The 21,694-nt window shown below is 69.1% G+C and carries 17 protein-coding genes; 6 read left to right on the top strand and 11 right to left on the bottom strand.

Going from position 1 to position 21,694, the window contains the following annotated elements:
- Positions 1 to 20: 20 nt before the first annotated feature.
- The 6 genes from ACESMY_RS19880 to ACESMY_RS19855 form a co-directional block, all read right to left on the bottom strand.
- The gene (locus tag ACESMY_RS19880; RefSeq protein ID WP_372786355.1) at positions 21 to 1,856 is read right to left on the bottom strand and encodes an aspartyl protease family protein; all 1,836 of its coding nucleotides are present in this window, start codon (positions 1,854 to 1,856) and stop codon (positions 21 to 23) included.
- Between the two features lie 136 nt (positions 1,857 to 1,992).
- Positions 1,993 to 4,206, bottom strand: coding sequence for a S9 family peptidase (locus tag ACESMY_RS19875; RefSeq protein ID WP_372786354.1), 2,214 nt, complete (start codon positions 4,204 to 4,206; stop codon positions 1,993 to 1,995).
- A gap of 60 nt (positions 4,207 to 4,266) precedes the next feature.
- Positions 4,267 to 4,638: a hypothetical protein gene (locus ACESMY_RS19870; RefSeq protein WP_372786353.1), complete on the bottom strand. Its 372-nt coding sequence runs from the start codon at positions 4,636 to 4,638 to the stop codon at positions 4,267 to 4,269.
- Positions 4,639 to 4,727: 89 nt separating this feature from the next.
- Positions 4,728 to 5,345, bottom strand: a complete 618-nt coding sequence (gene rpsD, locus ACESMY_RS19865) for a 30S ribosomal protein S4 (protein WP_372786352.1) — start codon at positions 5,343 to 5,345, stop codon at positions 4,728 to 4,730.
- Positions 5,346 to 5,496: 151 nt separating this feature from the next.
- Positions 5,497 to 6,576: an NAD(P)H-dependent flavin oxidoreductase gene (locus ACESMY_RS19860; RefSeq protein ID WP_372786351.1), complete on the bottom strand. Its 1,080-nt coding sequence runs from the start codon at positions 6,574 to 6,576 to the stop codon at positions 5,497 to 5,499.
- Complete coding sequence (locus tag ACESMY_RS19855) at positions 6,573 to 7,370, bottom strand: RNA methyltransferase (protein WP_372786350.1); 798 nt, start codon at positions 7,368 to 7,370, stop codon at positions 6,573 to 6,575. The genes ACESMY_RS19860 and ACESMY_RS19855 overlap by 4 nt, the downstream gene beginning before the upstream one ends.
- On the opposite strand from ACESMY_RS19855, the gene bla reads away from it, so the two are divergent.
- From bla to ACESMY_RS19840, 3 genes are all read left to right on the top strand, one after another.
- The gene (gene bla, locus ACESMY_RS19850; protein ID WP_372786349.1) at positions 7,369 to 8,430 is read left to right on the top strand and encodes a class A beta-lactamase; all 1,062 of its coding nucleotides are present in this window, start codon (positions 7,369 to 7,371) and stop codon (positions 8,428 to 8,430) included. The two genes, ACESMY_RS19855 and bla, sit on opposite strands and share 2 nt — an antisense overlap.
- 84 nt (positions 8,431 to 8,514) lie before the next feature.
- Positions 8,515 to 9,729 carry an NADP-dependent isocitrate dehydrogenase gene (locus ACESMY_RS19845; RefSeq protein WP_372786348.1) on the top strand — a complete coding sequence of 405 codons (1,215 nt, stop codon included), beginning with the start codon at positions 8,515 to 8,517 and terminating at the stop codon, positions 9,727 to 9,729.
- A 97-nt stretch (positions 9,730 to 9,826) separates the two neighbouring features.
- The gene (locus tag ACESMY_RS19840; protein ID WP_372786347.1) at positions 9,827 to 10,207 is read left to right on the top strand and encodes a VOC family protein; all 381 of its coding nucleotides are present in this window, start codon (positions 9,827 to 9,829) and stop codon (positions 10,205 to 10,207) included.
- A 67-nt stretch (positions 10,208 to 10,274) separates the two neighbouring features.
- On the opposite strand, the gene ACESMY_RS19835 is transcribed toward ACESMY_RS19840, so the two are convergent.
- The 4 genes from ACESMY_RS19835 to recA all read right to left on the bottom strand — a co-directional run bounded on the left by ACESMY_RS19835 (position 10,275) and on the right by recA (position 16,059).
- Positions 10,275 to 10,901, bottom strand: coding sequence for a PEPxxWA-CTERM sorting domain-containing protein (locus tag ACESMY_RS19835; protein ID WP_372786346.1), 627 nt, complete (start codon positions 10,899 to 10,901; stop codon positions 10,275 to 10,277).
- Between the two features lie 309 nt (positions 10,902 to 11,210).
- On the bottom strand, positions 11,211 to 11,822 hold the full coding sequence (locus ACESMY_RS19830) for a PEPxxWA-CTERM sorting domain-containing protein (protein ID WP_372786345.1): 612 nt from the start codon (positions 11,820 to 11,822) through the stop codon (positions 11,211 to 11,213).
- Between the two features lie 211 nt (positions 11,823 to 12,033).
- A complete protein-coding gene (gene alaS, locus ACESMY_RS19825; protein WP_372786344.1) occupies positions 12,034 to 14,703 on the bottom strand; it encodes an alanine--tRNA ligase in 2,670 nt (889 codons plus the stop codon).
- Between the two features lie 291 nt (positions 14,704 to 14,994).
- Complete coding sequence (gene recA, locus ACESMY_RS19820) at positions 14,995 to 16,059, bottom strand: recombinase RecA (RefSeq protein WP_372786365.1); 1,065 nt, start codon at positions 16,057 to 16,059, stop codon at positions 14,995 to 14,997.
- Positions 16,060 to 16,218: 159 nt separating this feature from the next.
- Here recA and ACESMY_RS19815 point away from each other — a divergent pair, with 159 nt between their 5' ends.
- Positions 16,219 to 16,938, top strand: a complete 720-nt coding sequence (locus ACESMY_RS19815) for an SDR family NAD(P)-dependent oxidoreductase (RefSeq protein WP_372786343.1) — start codon at positions 16,219 to 16,221, stop codon at positions 16,936 to 16,938.
- 229 nt (positions 16,939 to 17,167) lie between these two features.
- Positions 17,168 to 19,696: a TonB-dependent receptor gene (locus ACESMY_RS19810; protein WP_372786342.1), complete on the top strand. Its 2,529-nt coding sequence runs from the start codon at positions 17,168 to 17,170 to the stop codon at positions 19,694 to 19,696.
- 36 nt (positions 19,697 to 19,732) lie between these two features.
- On the opposite strand, the gene ACESMY_RS19805 is transcribed toward ACESMY_RS19810, so the two are convergent.
- On the bottom strand, positions 19,733 to 20,812 hold the full coding sequence (locus tag ACESMY_RS19805) for an alpha/beta fold hydrolase (protein WP_372786341.1): 1,080 nt from the start codon (positions 20,810 to 20,812) through the stop codon (positions 19,733 to 19,735).
- Positions 20,813 to 20,935: 123 nt separating this feature from the next.
- On the opposite strand from ACESMY_RS19805, the gene ACESMY_RS19800 reads away from it, so the two are divergent.
- Positions 20,936 to 21,637, top strand: a complete 702-nt coding sequence (locus ACESMY_RS19800; protein ID WP_372786340.1) for a glycine zipper 2TM domain-containing protein — start codon at positions 20,936 to 20,938, stop codon at positions 21,635 to 21,637.
- Positions 21,638 to 21,694 lie beyond the last annotated feature (57 nt).

Genomic DNA, 21,694 nt, shown 5'->3' with positions numbered 1-21,694 from the left:
GGGACCTCAGGCGCCGCCCGCTAAGGAACCAGGTCCGCCAGGATGAGGCGGACCTCGCGGGCGCCGCCGTCCGCGGCCTGCACCGCCAGCCGCACCGCCGAACCGACCGGCCCCAGGAACCGCTGCTTCGCCTCGAAAGCGGCCATCGCCGCGGCCGGCTGGCCGTCGATGGCCGTGACCCGCTCGCCGGCCTTGATCCCGGCGCGGTCGGCGGGCGAGCCGGCGATCACCAGCGTCACCTTGAACGGCTCGGAGCCCACCTTCGCAAGGCTCAGGCCGGCCCGGTTGAACGCCCGCGGCGCCCGCGCGGGCAGCGGATCGAGCCAGACGACGCGGCGGCCATAGTCGAAGGTGACGTCGAACTGCGACAGGATCGGCTCGCCGAGGTTGGCGGCGATGTCACGCATGGACTCCGAGCCCCGCTCGACGACCCCGACATAGCTGACCAGCTCGCCCGGCAGGGCGTGGGGGCCCAGCGCCAGGGCGGCCCGGCCGACGGTCTGGCGATAGTCGCCGCCGACCCCGCTGCCGCTGGTGACCACGCCGGTGGCGAAGCGCGCGGCCAGGCCGTGATCGGCCGCCCAGCGCCCCTCCACGATGGCCGGACCGGCGTTGCCGGTGTCGAGCTCCAGCTCGCCCGGCCGCCCGAGCACGGCGCCCCGCGTCTGGGGCGCGTCCTCGGTGAAACGCAGCGGCAGGGCGGTTCCGGCGCCCGCATGCCGGAAGGCCTTCAAGGGCGTCAGGGTCATGGTGTGGCCACGCCGGTCCAGGTGGACCGCGAACCGCTCGAAGAGCTCCAGCCCCAGGAGGCCGGCGCGGGGCGGCCGGGCTCCCCGGTCGCTGGACGCCGCGTTCAACGGCAGCACCTTGGCCGACTGGCCGTAGAGGACCGCATCCCCGATGCGGAGTTCACGGACCTTGGCGAAGCCCGCCTTCACCACGCCCTGGCCGCCGCCCGTGGAACTGAAGGCCCCGGCAGCGTCGAGGCTGAGCGCCTTGGCCGTATCCGGCGTCAGGATCAGATGGCCGCCGGTGTCCAGTTCGAACGGATACGGGCCCTGGCCATCGACCAGGACCGGGACATAGATCCGATCGAGGTCGGCTTCGTAGACCACGGTGGCCGAACGCGCACCGCCCAGGATCCGGTGATCGGCCGGCGCCGGCGGTCGGGCGAACGCCGCCTCGGCGGGACGGCCCCGGCGCTCGATCGTGGCGAAGGTCAGGGTCTCGCTCTCCTCGTCCTCCGGATCGTCGATGCGCTCGACGGTGGCCACCCGCACGCCGCCCGCCAGGGTGGTCCAGCCGGAGTAGGTGTGGACGAGGCGGTTCTCCGAGAGCTGTTCGACAAACCGCTGCGGCAGCCCGGTCGCCGCATCGATCCAGAGCTCGACCGGCGATCCGCCGCGAGGCTTCACCCGCCAGACCGAGAGCGTCCGGCCGGCCTCGACGATCGTCCTCGGCGGCCCAATGACCGCATCGCCGGCGTCGGGACGGCACCAGCCCCGGCGCGCGATCCAGGCCTGGCTCCGCGCCGTGCGCCGGGCGAAGTCGGAGTCCAGGCCGTGCGATCCGCCGGAGACATCCTGCGCCCACGCCAGGGTTCCATCGAAGCCGGCGGCGGTGGACATGCCGCCGTAGTCCTTGCGCTGCCGCCAGCGGCCGCGGGCGGGGTCCAGGGTGAGCGAGACCGCGCCGTCCAGGCCGCCGCCCTTGATCTCGCCGGCCATCTCGATGACCCCGGCCCGCGGCCAGCCCGCGCAGCTCGCCCGGGGGATCCCCAAGGCCGCCGGCCGCGGGCCGAAGCCGCAGGTCAGCGCCCAGACGGCGAGCGGAAGCAGCAGGGGCGCCTTGCGCATGAGGAGACTCCGAACCAGACCGAAGGCGCCGTCCGGCACGAAGCACAGCCGGGAGGTTTCATGGGCGGGCCGCGGCAGAATCGACCCTGGCGCACAGGGCTTCGGGCGCACGTCCGAGGCGGCGAGGTTCAAGCGCTCAACTCCCCGGCTTCAGCTTGCGCCCGAAGAACTCCATCGTGGCGACCGTCCGGTGCATCAGCGGTTTGGACGTCCAGCCCGTGCGGTGGCGCAGGCCAGGGTAGGTCATCATCTCGAAGGCGATGCCCCGCGCCTGCAGGCCGTAGAGCACCCGCGTCGAGTTTTCGAAGATGACGTTGTCGTCGGCCATGCCGTGGACCAGCAGCAGCGCGCCGGGCTTCATCTCGCCGAGCCGCCCGGTCACCTGCGAGAGCCGGTAGCCCTCCGGATTGTCGGCCGGCGTGCCCATGTAGCGCTCGGTATAGGCGGTGTCGTAGAGCGTCCAGTCGGTGACCGGCGCCCCGGCGACGCCCGCCGCGAACGGCGAGTTGGGGACGGTCAGCAGCATCAGCGTCATGTAGCCGCCGTTCGAATAGCCGGTGACGCCCAGCCGGGCCGGATCGACGAAGGGCAGCGACCTCAGATAGGCCGCGCCCGCCAGCTGGTCCTCGACGTCGGGGCCGCCGGTCCGCCGGTCGATGGCGGTCTTGAAGGCCACCGAGCGGTTGGGCGTGCCGCGGTTGTCGATGCTGAAGAGGATGTAGCCGGCGTCCAGCAGCAGCTGGTCGGCGGGCGCCTCCCATTTCTTTTCCACGAGCGCGCCGGCCGGGCCGCCATAGACCTGCACGATCACCGGGTAGCGCGTCTTGGGATCGAAGCCGTAGGGCGTGCGCATCGACCAGTGCAGGGTCTGGCCGTCGGAGGCCTTGATCGTCCCGAACTCCGGCGCCCGCAGGCGATCGCGGTAGGAATAGAACGGGTGGCCCGCGGCCAGCGGGTTCTCCTCGATCCAGCGCACGAAGCTGCCGTCGGCCTTGTAGAGCCCGGTGCGCGGCGGGGTCTTGGGATCGGAGTAGGTGCCGGCGAAAGTCCCGCCGGTCTTGGCGACGTCGGCGGTCCACCAGCCGCCGGCCGGGGTCAGGGCCTTGGGCTCGCCGGGCTTGGCGTACGAGACCTCGTAGAGCCGCCGCTCGATGGGCGTGTCCTTGCTGGCCGCGAAGACCACCGCGTGGCGGGCCTCGTCGACGCCCTCGATGTCGGCGACCGGCCAGTCGCCGGAGGTGAGCTGGCGCACCAGCTTGCCGTCACCGGCGTAGAGGTAGAGGTGCTTGTTCCCGCTGCGCTCCGAGGACCAGAGAAATCCACCATCTTTCAAGGGCTTCAGGTCTTCACTTAATGGAACCCAATGCGGGCTGGTCTCGCTCAGAATGACCTTGGCGCCGCCCGTCGCCGGATCGACGGCCAGCAGGTCGAGCCGCTTCTGGTCGCGGGTCAGGCGCTGGACGTAGAGGATCTTGCCGTCCTTCGACCAGTCGGCGCGCGCCAGGTAGATGTCCGGGTTCGGGCCGAGGTCGACCTTCACCCGCGCGCCCGTCGCCACGTCGGCGACGTAGAGCCCCACCACCGCATTCGGCCGGCCGACGCGGGGGTAGCGCTGGTGAACCACCGTCCCGCCGGTCGCCCCGATGTCGACCCGGTCGATGACGTCGACGCCGGACTGGTCGACGTGGGCCAGCGCGATCTTCGTCTCGTCGGGCGACCACCAGTAGCCGGTGAAGCGGTGCAGCTCCTCCTGGGCGATGAATTCCGCGGTCCCCCAGCTCTTCAGCTCCGAGCCGCCGGTGCTCAACGCCCGCTCGGCCCCGCCGGCCAGCGGCATCAGGTAGAGGTTGTCGTCGCGGACATAGGAGACGAAGCCGCCCTTGGGCGAGATCTTGCCGTCGACCTCGTCGCCCGGCGTCGCAGTCAGCCGCCGGGTCTGGCCGCTGGCCCGCTCGTAGAGCCACAGGTCGCCCTGCACCGGCGCCAGGATATATTTGCCCTGTTCGTCCCAGTGGTACTCGACGACGCCATGGGTCTTGAGGCCCATCCGCTCGCGGCGGCTCTTCTCGGCCTCGGAGAGCTGGTGATCGCCGGGCGACAGCGCGCGCCCATCGATCAGCATGTGGGGCGCGCCGCCCTTCACGTCGGCGATCCAGAGGTCGGTGACGTCGACGTCGTCGGCCTTGCCCTTCAGGTAGGTCACCGCCGAGCCGTCCGGCGCCAGGGCGACGCCGCGGGCCTGCGGCCCGGAGAGGTCAGGGCTCGCGAACACCCGCTCGGGGGTCAGGACTTCAGCGTGGGCGACAGATAGCGACATGGTGGCGGCGACCGCTGCGATGATGAGCTTCATGGAATCCCCGAACCCCGGATGTGGCCCGACCACACCGGAAAGCCGTGGCCTTGCCAAGCGCTAGGTTCCGGGGCCCGTCCAGGCGGTCAGCGGGTTGAGCAGGAAGAACTGGGCGCGGGGATCGACGCCAAGTTCGGACCAGGGGAACACGATCTCCTGCCGGCCCATGACGAAGGACCGGCACATGTCCACCCGCTTGCGGGCGAAGGCCAAGGTCGCGCTTTCCGGCCTGCGTTCCACATAGAAGGTGAAGTCCGCCTTCCGGGTGCAGCCATTGGAGGCCACGCGGATCGTCAACCCGTCCTTTCCGGCCACCGCCGAATAGAGCGGCTCAAGCTCGGCCAGCGGCCCGCGCGGGGCCGCCGGCGGCGGGGCGAGCGTGGCGCAGCCGCCAAGCGCCAGCGCGGCGAACACAAAGAGCCTGCGATTCATCCCGCCCACTCCGCCATACGTCGCGCCAAAGCAAAAGGCCCCGGATCGCTCCGGGGCCTTCGCAAACGTTCGTCGAGATCCGGCGCCGGTTAGGACGCGTAGAATTCGATGACGAGGTTGGGTTCCATCTTCACCGGATAGGGCACTTCGGCCAGCTCCGGGATGCGGATGTACTTGGCGCTCATGCCCTTGCCGTCGACTTCGATGTAGTCGGGCGTGTCGCGTTCCGGCGACTGCAGGGCTTCCAGCACCAGGGCCATGTTGCGCGAACGCTCGCGCACCGAGACCACGTCGTCGGGCTTCACGCGGTAGGACGGGATGTTCACCCGCTTGCCGTTCACCAGCACGTGGCCGTGGTTGACGAACTGGCGGGCCGCGAAGGGGGTCGGCACGAACTTGGCGCGGTAGACCACCGCGTCCAGGCGGCTTTCCAGGAGGCCGATCAGGTTCTCGGAGGTGTTGCCCTTGCGGCGGGCGGCTTCCTCGTAGATCCGGCTGAACTGCTTTTCGGTCAGGTTGCCGTAGTAGCCCTTCAGTTTCTGCTTGGCGCGCAGCTGCAGGCCGAAGTCGGAGACCTTCTGCTTGCGGCGCTGGCCATGCTGGCCGGGGCCGTAGGCGCGCTTGTTGATCGGGGACTTCGGGCGACCCCAGATGTTTTCGCCCATCCGGCGGTCGAGTTTGTACTTGGCGCTGTGGCGCTTGGACATTCGGTTCTCTTCGTTCGACCCGAGCCGGCGCCCCCGAAACTGGAAGCGCGATTGCAACGGCGGCTATCGTGTCACCCGTCATAGCTCCGCAGCCGCTGGGCGGACCCGGCGGCGAGGAAGGCGGGGTGTATGCCCACCCGCCCCCTTGGAGTCAAGTTCGCACGCCCGTGCGGCGAGCAAGCGCGCGCGAGGCCTCCTGCGCCTCAGCCCACCAGCGGCGCACCTGTTCGCCGGCCTCGCCGGCGCGCGCCAACCCGATCGCCTGTCCGGCCCACAGCGACATCATCTCCGGGTCGCCGGCCTTGGCCGCGGCGGCCCGCAAGGGTTGGGTCAGCCGGTTCTGCACCGGATAGGCGGGCACGTCGTCCTCGATGGCCCGCATCTCTCTCATGAAGCGGTTTTCCAGCCCCCTTGCGTAGCGACCGGAGAAGGCGCGCGTAAGCCGGGTCGGATCGTCCGGCGCCTTGCGGATCGCCTCCTGCCAGATCGGGCCGGTGATCGCCTGTTCGCTCAGCAAGAACGCGCTGCCCATCTGGGCGGCCGCCGCGCCGAGGGCGAGCGTCGCGGCCACCCCGCGCCCGTCCATGATCCCCCCGGCGGCGATCACCGGCAGGCCGACGGCGGCCCGCACCGTCGCGACCAGCGCCATGGTCCCCACGAGGCTCGCCTCGACGTCCGCCAGGAAGTTGCCGCGATGGCCGCCGGCCTCCATCCCTTGGGCGCAGACGCCATCCGCGCCGGCCTCGGCCCACGCCCTGGCCTCGGCGACCGTATTGGCCGTGCCGACCACATAGCTTCCGGCCGCCTGCAGGGCCTGGATCCGCTCGCGGCTGATCATATCGAAGGCGAAGGAGGCGATAGCGGGCGCCGCGCGCAGGGTCGCCGCAAACTGCGCATCGAAGTCGTGGGCGAAGCGGTTGGGCCGCTCGGGCAGCGCGAGGCCCGCTTCGTCGTACCAGGGTCGCAGGCGTTCCAACGCGCGATCCAGGGTGTCCGCGTCGGGTGTCGGCTTGGATGAGACCAGGAGGTTGATCGCGAATGGCGCGTCGGTTCCGGCCCGCACCTTGCCGACCGCAGCCTCGATCTCATCAGGCGCGAAGGCGGCGACGGCGACAGATCCCAGGCCACCCGCCCGGCTCACCGCCAGGGCCATCTCCGGCGACGACGCCCCCGCCATGGGGGCCTGGATGATGGGAATCGCCAGGCCTTCGAGCAACGCCGCCAGGCTCATGTCTTTTCTCCTGTCTTGCCGCTGGCGGCCTTCTTCTCCGCCAGCTTGGCCAGCACGCGCCCTCGCCCCCTGGAGAGCGCTGTCACCACGCCGCGGAAGGTCCTCACCTCCTGGTCGGTGAAGCTGGCGCGGCCGAGCGCGGAGCGCAGGTTCTGCACCATGGAGGGCCGCTTTTCCGGCGGATGGAAGAAACCGGCGTTCTCCAGCTCCCGCTCGAAATGCTCATAGAGACCCAGCATCGCCGCGCCGTCGGCCGGCGGCGGGCCGTTGCGGAAGGCCTGCGGCGCCTCCTGGGCGACGGTCATTCGCCACTCATAGGCGTTGATCGCCACCGCCTGGGCGAGGTTCAGCGACTTGAAGCGCGTATCCACCGGCAAGGTCACCACCGCCTGGCAAAGCGCGATGTCGGCGGTCTCCAGCCCCGCCCGTTCGCCGCCGAACAGCAAGCCGGCCTTCAGGCCTTCGGCGATAGCCCCAGCCAGGTTCTGGGCCGCGGTCCGCGGCGTCAGGACGGGCAGCTGCAGCTCGCGCGGGCGCGCGGTCGTCGCATAGACCAGGCGAAGGTCGGCGACGGCGTCCTCCACGCTGGCGAACACCCGCGCGGCGTTCAGCGGCCAGTCGGCGCCGGAGGCCGAGGCCCAGGCGCGTTCCTGCGGCCAGCCGTCGCGCGGATTGACCAGCCGAAGCTCCGAGAGCCCGAAGTTCGCCATCACGCGGGCGGCCGCGCCAATGTTCTCTGCGAGCTGTGGCGCGTTCAGGATAATGACAGGGGTCGCAGGAGAGGCTTCGGCCATGACTGGGTTACAATCGCTTGGGCGCGTGAGCGCAAGTCTCGGCAGGCGCGATCTGCTGGTCGGGGCCGCGGGCCTGGCGCTCTCCGCCTGCGGCCGGAACCAGCCGCTCACGGCCTCGCATACTCCGCGGCTGGACATGAAGCGGCTCGACGCCGAGGTCGCAGCGATCGCCGCGCGCGCCCTGCCGGGGATCCTCGGCTTCGGCCTGATGAACCTCGAGAGCGGCGAGTTCTGGGTGCGGCTCGGCGACCGCACCTTCCCCATGCAGAGCGTCTTCAAGATGATCGTCGGCGCCGCAGCGCTCTCGGAGATCGACGCCGGCCGCCTGGCGCCGGGCGAAGTCATCACCCTGACCGACAAGGAGCTCTCGCCGCCCTGGTCGCCGATCGCCGACGCCTGGCCGGCGCGCACCGACTACACGGTCGACGAATTGCTGACGCTCGCGGTGAGCATCAGCGACAGCACGGCGGCCGATCTGTTGATGAAGCGCATCGGCGGGCCGGGGGCGGTCACCGCCTGGCTGCAGGACAAGGACGTCCACGAGGTCCGCGTCGACCGCTATGAGCGCGAGCTGCAGCCCGACGTGGCCGGCATGGCGTCCTTCCGGCCGGCCTGGAAGGGCGCGGCGGCCTTCGAGGCCGCCATGGCCACCATCCCCTCCGCGCAGCGCCTGGCCGCGATGCGCGCGGCCATGGCCGACCCGCGCGATTCCTCCACGCCGCGGGGCATGCTGGGGTTCCTGCGGCGCCTGGACCAGGGCGAGCTGATCTCGCCGGCCTCCACGCGCAAGCTGCTGTCGATCATGCTGGGCTCGCCGCGCGGCGCCGAGCGGATCAAGGCCGGCCTGCCGAAGGACGTCCGCTTCGCCCACAAGATCGGGACCTGGGGCGGCGCGCCGGGCGGCCTCAGCGAGGCCTATAACGACGTGGGGATCTTCACCCTGCGCGACCGGCGAAGCTATGCGGTGGCCGCCTTCCTGACCGGCTCGACGGCCCCCGAAGCCGCACGCGCCGCCCTCTTCGCCGACCTCGGCCGCACCGCGGTCCGCAGCGTCGGCTGAGATCGCGCCCCTGCAGCCTTTGCGTCCGCGCCGCCGGAGGCTATACGGCCCCAACCCGTAGAGTTCCCCGGAGCCCCTGCCCTCATGGCAAAGATCAAAGTCGCCAACCCGGTCGTCGATATCGACGGGGACGAGATGACCCGCATCATCTGGCAGTGGATCAAGGACAAGCTGATCTTCCCCTTCCTCGATCTCGAGCTCGACTACTACGACCTGGGGATGGAGCACCGCGACGCCACCGACGACAAGGTGACGGTCGAGGCGGCCGAGGCGATCAAGCGGCACGGCGTCGGCGTGAAATGCGCGACCATCACGCCGGACGAGGCGCGGGTGAAGGAGTTCGGCCTCAAGCAGATGTGGAAGTCGCCGAACGGCACGATCCGCAACATCCTGGGCGGCGTGGTCTTCCGCGAGCCGATCATCTGCAAGAACGTGCCGCGCCTGGTGCCCGGCTGGACCCAGCCGATCATCATCGGCCGCCACGCCTACGGCGACCAGTACCGCGCCACCGACTTCCTGGTCCCCGGGCCGGGCAAGATGACCCTGACCTGGAAGGGCGACAACGGCGAGACTATCGAGCGCGAGGTATTCCACTACCCGGGCTCCGGCGTGGCGCTCGCGATGTACAACCTCGATGACTCGATCCGCGACTTCGCCCACGCCTGTTTCGGCTATGCCCTGGCGCGAAAGTATCCGCTTTATCTCTCCACCAAGAACACCATCCTCAAGGCCTACGACGGGCGCTTCAAGGACATCTTCCAGGAGGTCTATGACGCGGCCTACGTCGACCGGTTCAAGGCCGAGGGCCTGACCTACGAGCACCGGCTGATCGACGACATGGTGGCCGCCGCGATGAAGTGGTCGGGCGGCTATGTGTGGGCCTGCAAGAACTACGACGGCGACGTGCAGTCCGACACCGTGGCCCAGGGCTTCGGCTCGCTGGGCCTGATGACCTCGGTGCTGCTCACCCCGGACGGCAAGACCATGGAGGCCGAGGCCGCCCACGGCACCGTCACCCGCCACTACCGCCAGCACCAGAAGGGCGAGGCCACCTCGACCAACTCCATCGCCTCGATCTTCGCCTGGACCCAGGGGCTGAAGCACCGGGCCAAGCTCGACAACAATCCCGAGCTGACCCATTTCGCCGACACGCTGGAGAAGGTCTGCGTCTCGACCGTCGAGTCAGGCTCGATGACCAAGGACCTGGCGCTGCTGGTCGGCGACACCCAGGGCTGGCTGACCACCGAGGGCTTCATCGACAAGGTGGCGGCCAACCTCGAGAAGGCGCTCGCCGCCTAAGGGGCTCCCGCTCGCGGAATCCGGACGCCATCGCGGGTTCGTTCTTGCTTCGTTCCATATCGCCGCTATCCTGGCGCCAGGAACGAGGGAGACGGACATGACCATCGGCTACATCACCATCGGCTACAACGACAAGGCGAAGGCCGTGGCGTTCTACGACGCCGTGCTGGGCGTGCTCGGCTATGAGCGCGGGCCGCTGGAGAACGGCTGGGCCTTCTATGGCAAGGGCGATGCGCCGGGCGTCGGCCTCTGCAAGCCGTTCGATGGCCAGGCCGCGCGCGGCGGCAACGGCGCCATGACCGGCTTCAAGGCCGACAGCCAGGACCAGGTGAAGGCGGCCTACGAGGCGGCGCTGGCCGGCGGCGGGACCGACGAGGGCGCGCCGGGCTTCCGCCCGCCGGAGGCGGTCAGCGGCTTCTACGGCGCCTATGTCCGCGACGGCGTGGGCAACAAGCTCTGCGTCTACGCGACGCTCTGACAGGCGCGCAAAGAAAAAGGCCGGGCGAACCCGGCCTTTTCCCCTTTTCTCGAGACCGTCGTCGCGCTTAGGCGGTGACCGCGGTGAGACGGCGGCGGCGGAGCATGCCGCCGGCCATGCCGAAGCCGCCGATCATCAGCGCCCAGCTGGCCGGTTCCGGCACGCCGGCCGTAACGGTCTGGGTGAGCGTCGCACGAACGTCGGCGTCGTTCCACGAACCGGAGTTCAGCTCGTTGTTCTGGTGACGATCGTCTTCATTGGCGTTGAACGTCTGGTTGCTCAGGGTGATGTTCAGCGACGTGCCGCCGAAATTCAGCACGAGCGGACCGTCCCAGGTCACCACACCCTCGTTGATCTGGCCGTTCAGGCCGTAGGTGTCACCGGTCACCGAACCGCTTTGGTTGCCCGGCGAAGTGAAATGGAAGTTGACGGTGATATCCTTGTGCTGAAGATCACTGCTGTCCAGCGAGCCTTCGTTCGTCCAGATATCGAACAGGTCGAAACTGGTTGAGGCGCCGTTCCCATTCAGCACGACCGAGAACGGGTTGTTGGCGTCATAGGCGGTCTCGATATCCAGACCGTTACTACCGCCATAGGCGCTGACGCTGTACGTCGCGATGTAGGTCGTCGCGCCAGCCGCTGTCGCCATGAGAGCAGCCGCCGCCGTGGCGGCAAGTGAAAGCATAATACGCATTTTTTTATCCCACCCTTTGTTACGTCGCACACCCCGCACGACGAAAAAACTCACTGCGAGCCGCAACGTTTGTTAACGCCTCATAAGCTGCACCATTCAGCAAAGCGTCCAGATTTGCTATTGCTTTCAACCCACAGGGGTTTTTTTGAGAAATTTTTCTTATGGTATATGGTTACTGCCTCGATGCTTGAGGCGATCGGCCGGCGACCTGCGAACCCGCCCGCCGTCCAGGCCTCGGCGGCGTGACACGCGCAAAGAAAAGGCCGGGCGAACCCGGCCTTTTCCTCGTCTAGATCAGACCTTGGAGTGCTAGGCGGCGACCGCTTGGCGGCGGCGGCGCAGAGCGGCGCCGGCCATGCCGAAGCCGCCGATCATCAGCGCCCAGCTGGCCGGTTCAGGCACGCCGGGAAGGCTGTCGTGAACCAGCTTGAAGGTGGCGTAGACGTCAGCGCCGTTATGCTGTCCCGGCGTGAAGCTGAGGAAGCCGGTGTTGAAGGTCTCGTTGCTTAGTGAGATCTGCAACACGCCGCCGTTGCCGAAGTTCAGCGTCGTCGGGTTGGTCCAGTTGACCGCGCCCTGGTCGAAGATACCGAGGACGATGTTGGTGTCCGTCGAACCGCCCGCCGAGCCGCCGAAGCCGGTCGGCAGCGTGAAGTTGAAGGCGACCGAGATCGGCTGGGCGACCAAGTCGTCGGGATTGACCGCAGTTTCCGGCGTCCAGATGTCGAAGAGGTCGACCGTCGTGGAATTGCCCTGCGTCAGGTTGAAGCTGACCGGGCCGTTGTCCGGCGCCGTGTTGATGATCAGGCCGGAGCCCTGGTTGGCCGTCACGTCGAACGTTCCAACAAAGGCTGTGGCGTTGGCGACGGTCCCGATACAGACCGCAGCCGCCGTCGCCGCTAGCGAAAGCAGTATGCGCATGTTTTTAGCCCACCCTTTTGCTTAAGTCATGTACCCGACATGACGGCGAAACCGGCATCGGATCGCTACGAACTGTTAACCACCGTGCCGCGATCCAGTCCAGCGAAGCTTCGATGTGAGCTAACAGTTTCAACCTACGGGGGATTCTCAGCACACGCTCAGCCTGTGCGAACACCGATTACAGTCGTCGTTCCCACGGTTGCTGTTGTCGTCACCCGCCGAGGGCGGCCTTGATGGCGGCCAGCGCCTCAGCGGTCTTCGAGGCGTCCGGCGCGCCGCCCTGGGCGAAGTCCGGACGTCCGCCCGCGCCCTGGCCGCCCATCGCCTGGACCGCGGCCTTGGCCAGTTCGACGGCGTTGAACCGGCCCTGCGCCGCGCCGGTGACCGCCACCGTCACCGCGGCCTTGCCCTCGGCCGAGCCGATCAGGGCGATGACGCCGTCGGGCAGCTGCTTCTTGAATTCCTCGGCGATCGGCCGCAGGTCCTTGCCGCCGACGCCTTCCATGACGCGGGCCAGGACCTGGACGCCGGCGATCTCCTCCGGTCCGGCCGCCGCCCCGCCGCCGCCCGATCCGCCGCCCATGGCGAGCTGGCGTTTGGCGTCGCCGAGGTCCTTCTCGAGCTGGCGGCGCTGGGCCTCCAGCGCGCCCACCCGGGCGGCGACTTCCGACACCGGCACCTTGAACTGGTCGGCGAGGCCCCTCGAAACCGCGGCCTGGTCGAGCAGCCAGCGGCGCGCCGGCTCCCCGGTCAGGGCCTCGATGCGGCGCACGCCCGCGGCGACCCCCTGTTCCTGGACGACCTTGAAGAGCGCGATGTCGCCGGTGCGCGCCACATGGGTGCCGCCGCAGAGCTCCACCGAATAGGCCCCCTCGCCGGCCAGCGACTGGCCGAGCGTCAGCACGCGGACGGTTTCGCCGTACTTCTCGCCGAACAGCGCCATGGCGCCGGCGGCCATGGCTTCCTTCGGGGCCATCAGCTCCGTCTCGGCCGGGAGGTTCTGGCGGACGACGGCGTTCACCTCGGCCTCGATGCGGTCGACCTCGTCCGGGGTCACCGGGGCGCCGTGGCTGAAGTCGAAACGGATGCGTTCGCCGTCGACCATCTGGCCCTTTTGCGTCACGTGGGGCCCCAGGACGTTCCGCAGGGCGGCGTGCAGCAGGTGGGTCGCCGAGTGGTTGGCGCGCGTCTGGGCGCGGCGGCCGGCGTCGACCGCCAGGCGCACGCGGGCGCCGGGCGCGAGCGTTCCTTGCAGGATCTCCAGGTCATGGACGAAGAGATCGCCGGCCTGTTTCTGCACGTCGCCGACCCGCGCCCGGCCCGGCCCCCCGTCAGGCATGTCCCACGCCGCCTCGCCCTGGTCGCCGGCCTGGCCGCCGCTCTCGGCGTAGAAGGGCGTGCGGTCGAAGACCGCCTGGACGCTCGCGCCGGCCACGGCGCCGTCGATCTCGCGGCCGTCCTGCACCAGCGCCAGGACCTCGCCCGTCGCCTCGACATGATCGTAGCCGACGAACTCCGTGGGGCCCAACCGGTCGCGGATAGCGAACCACTCGCCGGCCGCGGCCACCTGGCCCGAGCCCGTCCAGGCCTCGCGCGCCTGTTCGCGCTGGCGGGTCATGGCGGCGTCGAAACCGGTCAGGTCAACGGTCAGGCCCTTGGCCCGCACCGCGTCCTGGGTGAGGTCGAGCGGAAAACCATAGGTGTCGTAGAGCTTGAAGGCGGTCTCGCCGGAGAGCACCTCGCCCTCCTTCAGGCCGGCGGTCGCCTCGTCCAGCAGGCCCATGCCGCGGCCGAGCGTGCGGCGGAACCGCTCCTCCTCCTGGCGCAGGGTGTCGATGATGGCGGGCTCGGCGCGCTTCAGCTCCGGATAGGCCGCGCCCATCTGCTCGACCAGGGTCGGGACCAGGCGGTGCATCAGCGGATCGGCGGCGCCCAGAAGGTGGGCGTGGCGCATGGCGCGCCGCATGATCCGGCGCAGGACATAGCCGCGGCCCTCGTTGGAGGGCATGACGCCGTCGGCGATCAGGAAGCTCGACGAGCGCAGGTGGTCGGCGATCACCCGGTGCGACGGGCCGTTGGAGGCCCCGCCCGTCCCGCCCACCAGGTCGCGGCTGGCGGCGATGATCGCCCGGAAGAGGTCGATGTCGTAGTTGTCGTGCACGCCCTGCAGGACCGCGGCCACGCGCTCCAGGCCCATGCCGGTGTCGATCGAGGGCTTCGGCAGGTCCGTGCGGTCGCCGCCGGCCATCTGCTCGTACTGCATGAAGACCAGGTTCCAGATCTCCACGAACCGGTCGCCGTCCTCGTCCGGGCTGCCGGGCGGGCCGCCGGGAATGTGGCTGCCGTGGTCGTAGAAGATCTCCGAGCAGGGGCCGCAGGGGCCGGTGTCGCCCATCGACCAGAAGTTATCCGCGGTGGCGATGCGGATGATCTTCTCGTCCGGCAGGCCGGCGATCTTGCGCCACAGGTCCGCGGCGTGCTCGTCCTCGGCGTAGACGGTGATGAGGAGCTTGTCGGCCGGGAGCTCGAATTCCTTGGTGAGCAGCTCCCAGGCGTATTCGATCGCGCCTTCCTTGAAGTAGTCGCCGAACGAGAAGTTGCCGAGCATCTCGAAGAAGGTGTGGTGGCGGGCGGTGTAGCCGACGTTGTCGAGGTCGTTGTGCTTGCCGCCGGCGCGGACCGACTTCTGCGAGGAGGCCGCGCGGGGCCAGGGCGCGGCTTCGGCGCCGGTGAAATAGTTCTTGAACGGCACCATGCCGGCGTTGACGAACAAGAGGGTGGGATCGTTCTGCGGCACCAGGGGCGCGGAGGCCACCACGGCGTGATCCTTCGACTGGAAGTAGTCCAGGAAGTGGCTGCGGATCTCGTTCAGACTGGGCATTGGCCTTGGCGCTTTGACTGGAACAGGGCGAAGGGTCGTCCCGGCGCCCGACATCTAGGAACGGCCGCTCGTTTACGAAACTTGTGGGGGACCGCAAAGGAAAAGGACGCCCGGGCGAACCCGGACGTCGCGCCTTGCCAAGAAAGAGGACGCCCGGCCGAGGCCGGGCGTCCGGGTTCCCATGTCGAGCGCCGGCGCGGAGTGGCGCTGCGGGCTGTTGGCGGGGAAGCCCGCCGCGGATGCGGCGCTCGCCAGGGGAAGGCTTGGCGGGCCCTGAGGCCCTCAGGGCCGCTATTCGTCCTCGGGCTCGGGACCGCCGACCAGCAGCTCTTCCTCGATGACCGCCTTGGCGCCGCGGACCGCCTTTTCGATGTCGGCGGCGATGTCGGGGTTGGCCTTCAGGAAGTCGCGGACATTGTCGCGGCCCTGGCCGATGCGCTGGCTGGCGTAGGAGAACCAGGAGCCGGACTTCTCGATGACCCCGGCCTTGACGCCCAGGTCGATGATCTCGCCCAGCTTGGAGATCCCCTCGCCGTACATGATGTCGAACTCGACCTCGCGGAACGGCGGGGCGACCTTGTTCTTGACCACCTTCACGCGGACGTTGTTGCCGATGATCTCGTCGGCCCGCTTCACCGAGCCGGTGCGGCGGATGTCGAGGCGCACCGAGGCGTAGAACTTCAGCGCATTGCCGCCCGTGGTGGTCTCGGGGCTGCCGTACATGACGCCGATCTTCATGCGGATCTGATTGATGAAGATCACCAGGGTATGGGTCTTGGAAATGGACGCGGTGAGCTTGCGCAGCGCCTGGCTCATCAGCCGGGCCTGCAGGCCCGGCAGGCTGTCGCCCATCTCGCCCTCGATCTCGGCGCGCGGCGTCAGGGCGGCCACCGAGTCGATGACGATGATGTCGACGGCGCCGGAGCGCACCAGGGTGTCGGTGATCTCCAGGGCCTGCTCGCCGGTGTCCGGCTGGGAGACCAGCAGCTCGTCGAGGTTCACCCCCAGCTTGTGGGCGTAGGAGGGATCGAGCGCGTGCTCGGCGTCGACGAAGGCCGCGGTGCCGCCGGCCTTCTGGACCTCGGCCACCACGTGCAGGGCCAGCGTCGTCTTGCCGGAACTTTCGGGGCCGTAGATCTCGACGACGCGGCCCTTGGGAAGGCCGCCGATGCCCAGCGCCATGTCGAGGCCCAGCGAGCCGGTGGACACCGACTCGATCTCGACGATCTTGCCCTTGTCGCCCAACCGCATCACCGAGCCCTTGCCGAAGGCCCGATCGATCTGCGTCAGCGCCGCTTCCAGAGCGCGCTGCTTGTCGCCGTCTTCCTTGCCCACGAGCTTCAACGCCGTTGCCATGTCATCCACCCTCTATCCCACGATTCCGCCAACCGGACGCCAATGCGTCGCCCCCGGCACGGACTCAGATGTACGCATTTTGTTCCGGGTTGGCAAGATGTTCTCTTTTGGCCCTGTTTGGCGCTGGGCGGCAGAGCCAAGCGCCGCTAGGAAGGCCGCATGACCCAGTCCCGACCGCACATCCTCGTCACCGGCTCCACGCGCGGGATCGGCGCGGCGATCACGGAGGCGTTCGCGGGCCGGGGCGTCAGGATGGTCGGGCATGGGCGCGCCGGTGCGGCCGGGGTGATCGGGGCGGACCTGGCGGAGGCCGGGGCGGCGGATCGGCTGTGGGACCAGGCGCTGGCGGCGCTGGACGGGCGGATCGACGTGCTGGTGAACAACGCCGGGGTGTTCGAGGCCGTAGCGGTCGAGGCGCCCACGGCCGAGTGGCAGGCCGCCTGGGGGCGGACGATGCAGATCAACCTGCAGGCCTCGGCCGACCTTTGCCGGCGCGCGGTGCTGCACTGGCGCGAGCGCGCGGCTCCCGGGCGTATCGTCAATGTGGCGAGCCGCGCGGCCTATCGTGGGGATTCGCCGGCCCACTGGCACTATGCGGCCTCCAAGGCTGGGATGGTGGCCATGACCAAGTCGATCGCCCGCGGTTCTGCGGCCGACGGCGTCCTGGCCTTCGCGGTCTGTCCGGGCTTCACCATGACCGGCATGGCCGAGGACTATCTGTCGAGCCGCGGCGGGGAGAAGCTGCTGGCCGACATCCCGCTCGGCCGGGTCGCCGCGCCCGAGGAGGTGGCCGGCGCCGTCGCCTGGCTGGCGCTCGACGCGCCCGCCTCGATGACCGGGGCGGTGCTCGACATCAACGGCGCGAGCTACGTGCGCTAACACCCCCCACCTGTGGCGTTTTGGCCGCGGTCGGGGATTACGGCCGTACATTTCAGAACCGACGCCAAGCGGCCAGAACGCCGCCACAATCCAGCGTCGCAATACCCTCTCTGGCGGGGGCCGGTCCCACCCTTCTGAGTAGCGAAGGGCGCCCCCGGCCGGACCGCTGTCATGCCGTCGAAGACCGCCACCAGAGCGGCTCGCGCGGACAGAGGGAGACGACGTTCTCATGCTGCGTAACAAAAGTGTTTTCGCCACGCCCTGGTTGACGGGGGCCTCGGCTCTGGCCCTGATCTGCGCCGCCGGTTCGGCCTGGGGCCAGGCCCCAGCCCAGGCCCAGACCGGCCAGGCCCGGACTGGCCAGGCCCGGACCGGCCAGGCGACGCCCGCCGCCGACACGGTCAGCGAACTGGTGGTCACCGCCCAGAAGCGCGAGCAGAGGCTGCAGGACGTGCCGGTGGTGGTCACCGTGCTGTCGGGCGCGAAGCTGGCGGCCAACAACGTGACCTCGGTCGCCGACCTGGTGACCCTGACGCCCGGCCTCACCTCGACCACCAACGGCACCGAGGGCACGACCATCGCCCGCATCCGCGGGGTCGGCAACGTCGCCGACAACCCGGGCCTGGAGGACGCGGTCGGGCTCTACATCGACGGCGTCTACCGGCCGCGCAACGGGGTCTCGTTCAACGACCTGGGCGAGCTCAACGACATCGAGATCCTGAAGGGGCCGCAGGGCACGCTGTTCGGCAAGAACACCATCGCCGGGGTGATCCAGATCACCACCAAGCGGCCCAGCTTCACCTTCGAGGCGCAGGGCGAGGCGACGGTGCAGAACTACAATGGCTACGGCGGCTCGATCTCGGTCAGCGGGCCCATCGTCGCCGACAAGGTGGCGATCCGGCTCTATGTGGCCGACCGCCAGCGCGACGGCTTCGTGCCGGTCGTGCAGGCGCCCGACACCCACATCCCGGCCCAGAACGACGAGCACGTCTTCACCACCCGCGACCAGCTCCTGCTGCAGCTTTCCGACGATCTCGACGTCAACTTCATCGCCGACTACAGCCAGCGGCGCGACCACTGCTGCATCGCCGTCGACTTCCACAACGGCTCGCCCGCGACGGTGCAGAACCTGGTCTTCCCCGGCACCGTGCCCAATCCGGTCGATCCCGAGAACAAGACCGCCTTCCTCAACCGCACCAACCAGGACCTGATCACCGACCAGGGGATCTCGGCCGAGGCGCACTGGAAGACCCCGTGGCTGGGCAATGCGACGCTGACGTCGATCACCGCCTATCGGGACAGCAAGGAAAACGTCGGCGGCGACACCGACACCACCTTGGCCGACATCCTGGACTCCGACCCGGCGTTCAACTTCACCCGCTTTAGGCAATTCTCTCAGGAGTTCCAGTACCGCGGCTCCACCGAGCGGCTGAACTGGCAGGTGGGCTTCTTCTATTCGAACGAGCGCCTGGACACCCAGAATTTCCTGCAGAACGGCCCCGCGCTCGGCCCGTATCTGAACGTGCTGAGTGGCGGGGTGCTGCCGGCCAACGGCTTCCCGGTCGGCCAGGGCGCCACCGACCTCTATCACCAGAAGGAGCACTCCGAGGCGATCTACACCCAGGAGGAATTCAAGCTCACCGACCAACTCTCGCTGATCGGAGGCCTGCGCTACACCTGGGAGCACAAGGACCTGGCTTCGCTGCACGGCAACAACGACACGGCCAACCTCTGCGCCAACCTGCTGCAGGCGGCCACCGGCAGCCCGACGCCGATCCCGTTCTCGGCCTATGGCGCCTTCTCCAAGGCGACCTTCGGCACCGCCTGCCTGATCAACCCGGCGTTCAAGGGGGTGAACACCCACCAGTCGCTCGACGAGGGGGCGCTGACCGGCACCGCCAAGCTGCAATACAAGTTCAGCGACGAGGCGATGACCTACGTCTCCTATTCGCGCGGCAATCTGGTGGGCGGCTTCAACCTGGCCGAGACCACCCTGCCCTTCGGACCCGGCGGCGCGCCCAACACCTCGCTCGCGCCGGCCACCGACACCTCGTTCCCCGCCGAGAACGTCAACGCCTACGAGGCGGGCGCCAAGACCCAGTGGTTCGACAAGCGGCTCTCGCTGAACGCGGCGCTGTTCTACCAGAGCTACAGGGACCATCAGCTGAACGCCTTCACCGGCACCCAGTTCGTGGAGTTCACCATCCCCGAGGCGCAGACCGCGGGCGCGGAGCTGGAAGGCTATTTCGCCGTCACCCCGGACTTCACCCTGAACGGCGGGGTGACCTATGCCGAGACCACCTACCCCAGCGACGCCAAGAACAAGGCGGTGCTGCAGGCGCCGGGCTCGAACCTCTTCCTCTTGCCCGGCAGCCGGCTCTCCTACGCGCCCCTATGGTCGGCGACGCTGGGCGGCAGCTACCGGCATCAGGTCGCCGAGGGCTGGGACGGCTTCGTCAACCTCGATGCGAAGTACACCTCCAGCTACCAGGTCGGCTCCGACGAGGATCCGGTGAAGATGCAGCCGGGCTTCGGCCTGGTGAACGGCTCGATCGGGGTGACCAGCCGCGACAAGCACCTGGAGTTCAGCGTCTGGGGCACGAACCTGTTCAACCAGTTCTACAAGCAGACCGCCTACGACGGCGTGCTGCAGACCTTCTCGGCCCCGCCGGCCGCCAACCCGGGCGAGAACAACTACTACTACTTCCCCGGGGCGCCGCGGTTCTATGGCGCGACGCTGAAGGTCCGGTTCGAATAGCGGGGCGGGGCGGTTCGGCGACGCCGCCGGGCCGCCCTACCCGCCCGACCGCTTCAGCAAATCCGCCAGGTCGTCCTTCCAGAACGCCGCCCAGGTGTGGGTGCCGTGGCCGTGGGTGTCGGGGCCGGCGGGGATCAGCACGAACCGCCCGGCCTTGATGCGCTTGACCTCGACCTGGGCGAGGCCGAGCTCCGGCGGGTTGATGAAGTCGTCGCCGGAATTCACCCAGGTGAGCGGCGCCTTGATCTTCTCCAGGTCCGGCGAGGGGTTGTAGGTCCGCGAGGCGTCGAGCTGGTAGATCAGGTCGTTGGCGTCGAGGCTGGCGAGGTGCTTGGGGAGTTCGGTGGCGTACCAGGCGTCGACCTGCTCGCCCTTCGGCATGGCGAGCTGCATCGGCCAGGGCGACTGGCCGGCCAGCAGCAGCAGGTTCTCCGCGCCGCGCAGGCCCAGCATCGGCTGGGCCGCATAGTCGCCGCCCTTCCACGCCGGGTCGGCCTCGATAGCGTCGATGGACATCTTGCGCCACAGGCGGTTGCGGCCCGCGAGCGCCACGGTCTGGCAGGCCAGCGGCATCGCCGCCCGCGCGCCGTCCGGATACATCTCGGCGTACATGAAGCTGTGCATGCAGCCCATCGACGTGCCCATCACCAGGCGCAGCTGCCTGACCCCCAGGGCCTCGGTGACGATGGCGTGCTCGGCCTCGACCATGTCGGCGTAGTCGTAGCGCGGGAACTTCATCCGAAGCCCGTCGGAGGGTTTCGAGGACGCGCCGTGGCCGATGTCGTCGGGCATGATCAGGAAGTACCTGGCGGGATCCAGCAGGCCGCCCGGCGCGAACAGCACGTCGGCGAACTGCGGGGCGGTGAACTGGCGCCCGGAGCCGCCGGTGCCGTGCAGGATCAGGACCGCGTTCACGACCTGGCCCGAGGCGTCCTTCTTCGGCTGGCCGAGCGTGTAGTAATGCAGCTTCAGCGCCGGCAGGGTCTCGCCCGAGCGGAAGTGGAAGTCCCGAATCGCGAAGTCGTGCGGGACGAAGGGCGGCTCGGCGGCCAGGGCGCCGGTCGCAGCGGCCAGTCCGGCCAACAGGCCCACGAAAAATCCACAAAGCCCACGCATCCGCCGCTCCCCGTTTGAGTCTGCAGCCTAGTCGTCTCCGGTTAGGCGCGGAACCTCTGAGCGCCAGCTTTCGTTGTGTGACCCAAAGGGAGGGACAGATGTCCCGGACCCAGGAGCACCCCTATGCGTAAGAATCTTCTGCTCGCCGGCTTTGCCGTCGCAGCCCTCATCCCGTCGTTGGCCATGGCCCAGGAAACCTGCGAACAGCGCAGCAACAACCGTGCGGCCGGCACAGTCGGCGGCGCGGTGGTCGGCGCCCTGCTCGGCAGCGCCGTCGCCGGACACGGCGACAAGGGCACCGGCGCGGTCGTCGGCGGCATCGGCGGCGCGGTCGTCGGCAACCAGCTTTCCCGCGGCGCGCGCGATTGCCAGCACGCCTATGGCTATTACGACAACAGCGGCCGCTGGCACGCCAACTCCGTCGATCGCACCGCGGCGGCCGGCTACTACGACCGCAACGGCAATTGGGTCGACGGCCAGCCGAACGGCTACTACGACAGCCGCGGCATGTGGGTCGCCAACTCGGCCAGCGCCTACGGCCGCAACGTCTCCTACGACACCCGCGCCAACAGCTGGGATATCGACACCCAGATCAGCCGCATCGCCGACCGCATCCAGCGCGGCCGCAACGACGGCAGCCTGTCCCGCCGCGAAGCGCGCAGGGCGGACATGGCGTTGAACGACATCCGCAATGAAGAGCTGCGCAGCACCCGTGACCGCCGCCTGGACGATCGCGAGCGGGCGAGGCTGCAGGCCCAGATCGACGATCTGTCGACCCAGGTCCGGATGGATCGCCACGACGGCGACAACGCCCGCCGCTACTAGGTCTCGCGTCTCGAAACCTTCAGGCCCTCGGCTCGCGCCGGGGGCCTTTTGGCGTTT

The sequence above is a fragment of the Phenylobacterium sp. genome (genome assembly GCF_041691455.1).
Classification (GTDB): Bacteria; Pseudomonadota; Alphaproteobacteria; order Caulobacterales; family Caulobacteraceae; genus Phenylobacterium.
The sequence above is the reverse complement of the archived record's forward strand: the minus strand, read 5'-3'. Positions and strand labels throughout refer to the sequence as shown.

Excerpts from the sequence above, each read along its gene's own strand:
- bla (WP_372786349.1), top strand. The coding sequence starts at position 7,369 with ATGACTGGGTTACAATCGCTTGGGCGCGTGAGCGCAAGTCTCGGCAGG.
- alaS (WP_372786344.1), bottom strand. The coding sequence starts at position 14,703 with ATGCCCAGTCTGAACGAGATCCGCAGCCACTTCCTGGACTACTTCCAG.
- rpsD (WP_372786352.1), bottom strand. The coding sequence starts at position 5,345 with ATGTCCAAGCGCCACAGCGCCAAGTACAAACTCGACCGCCGGATGGGC.
- recA (WP_372786365.1), bottom strand. The coding sequence starts at position 16,059 with ATGGCAACGGCGTTGAAGCTCGTGGGCAAGGAAGACGGCGACAAGCAG.
- ACESMY_RS19870 (WP_372786353.1), bottom strand. The coding sequence starts at position 4,638 with ATGAATCGCAGGCTCTTTGTGTTCGCCGCGCTGGCGCTTGGCGGCTGC.
- ACESMY_RS19830 (WP_372786345.1), bottom strand. The coding sequence starts at position 11,822 with ATGCGCATACTGCTTTCGCTAGCGGCGACGGCGGCTGCGGTCTGTATC.
- ACESMY_RS19880 (WP_372786355.1), bottom strand. The coding sequence starts at position 1,856 with ATGCGCAAGGCGCCCCTGCTGCTTCCGCTCGCCGTCTGGGCGCTGACC.
- ACESMY_RS19815 (WP_372786343.1), top strand. The coding sequence starts at position 16,219 with ATGACCCAGTCCCGACCGCACATCCTCGTCACCGGCTCCACGCGCGGG.
- ACESMY_RS19875 (WP_372786354.1), bottom strand. The coding sequence starts at position 4,206 with ATGAAGCTCATCATCGCAGCGGTCGCCGCCACCATGTCGCTATCTGTC.
- ACESMY_RS19810 (WP_372786342.1), top strand. The coding sequence starts at position 17,168 with ATGCTGCGTAACAAAAGTGTTTTCGCCACGCCCTGGTTGACGGGGGCC.
- ACESMY_RS19800 (WP_372786340.1), top strand. The coding sequence starts at position 20,936 with ATGCGTAAGAATCTTCTGCTCGCCGGCTTTGCCGTCGCAGCCCTCATC.
- ACESMY_RS19860 (WP_372786351.1), bottom strand. The coding sequence starts at position 6,576 with ATGAGCCTGGCGGCGTTGCTCGAAGGCCTGGCGATTCCCATCATCCAG.
- ACESMY_RS19835 (WP_372786346.1), bottom strand. The coding sequence starts at position 10,901 with ATGCGTATTATGCTTTCACTTGCCGCCACGGCGGCGGCTGCTCTCATG.
- ACESMY_RS19855 (WP_372786350.1), bottom strand. The coding sequence starts at position 7,370 with ATGGCCGAAGCCTCTCCTGCGACCCCTGTCATTATCCTGAACGCGCCA.
- ACESMY_RS19805 (WP_372786341.1), bottom strand. The coding sequence starts at position 20,812 with ATGCGTGGGCTTTGTGGATTTTTCGTGGGCCTGTTGGCCGGACTGGCC.
- ACESMY_RS19845 (WP_372786348.1), top strand. The coding sequence starts at position 8,515 with ATGGCAAAGATCAAAGTCGCCAACCCGGTCGTCGATATCGACGGGGAC.
- ACESMY_RS19840 (WP_372786347.1), top strand. The coding sequence starts at position 9,827 with ATGACCATCGGCTACATCACCATCGGCTACAACGACAAGGCGAAGGCC.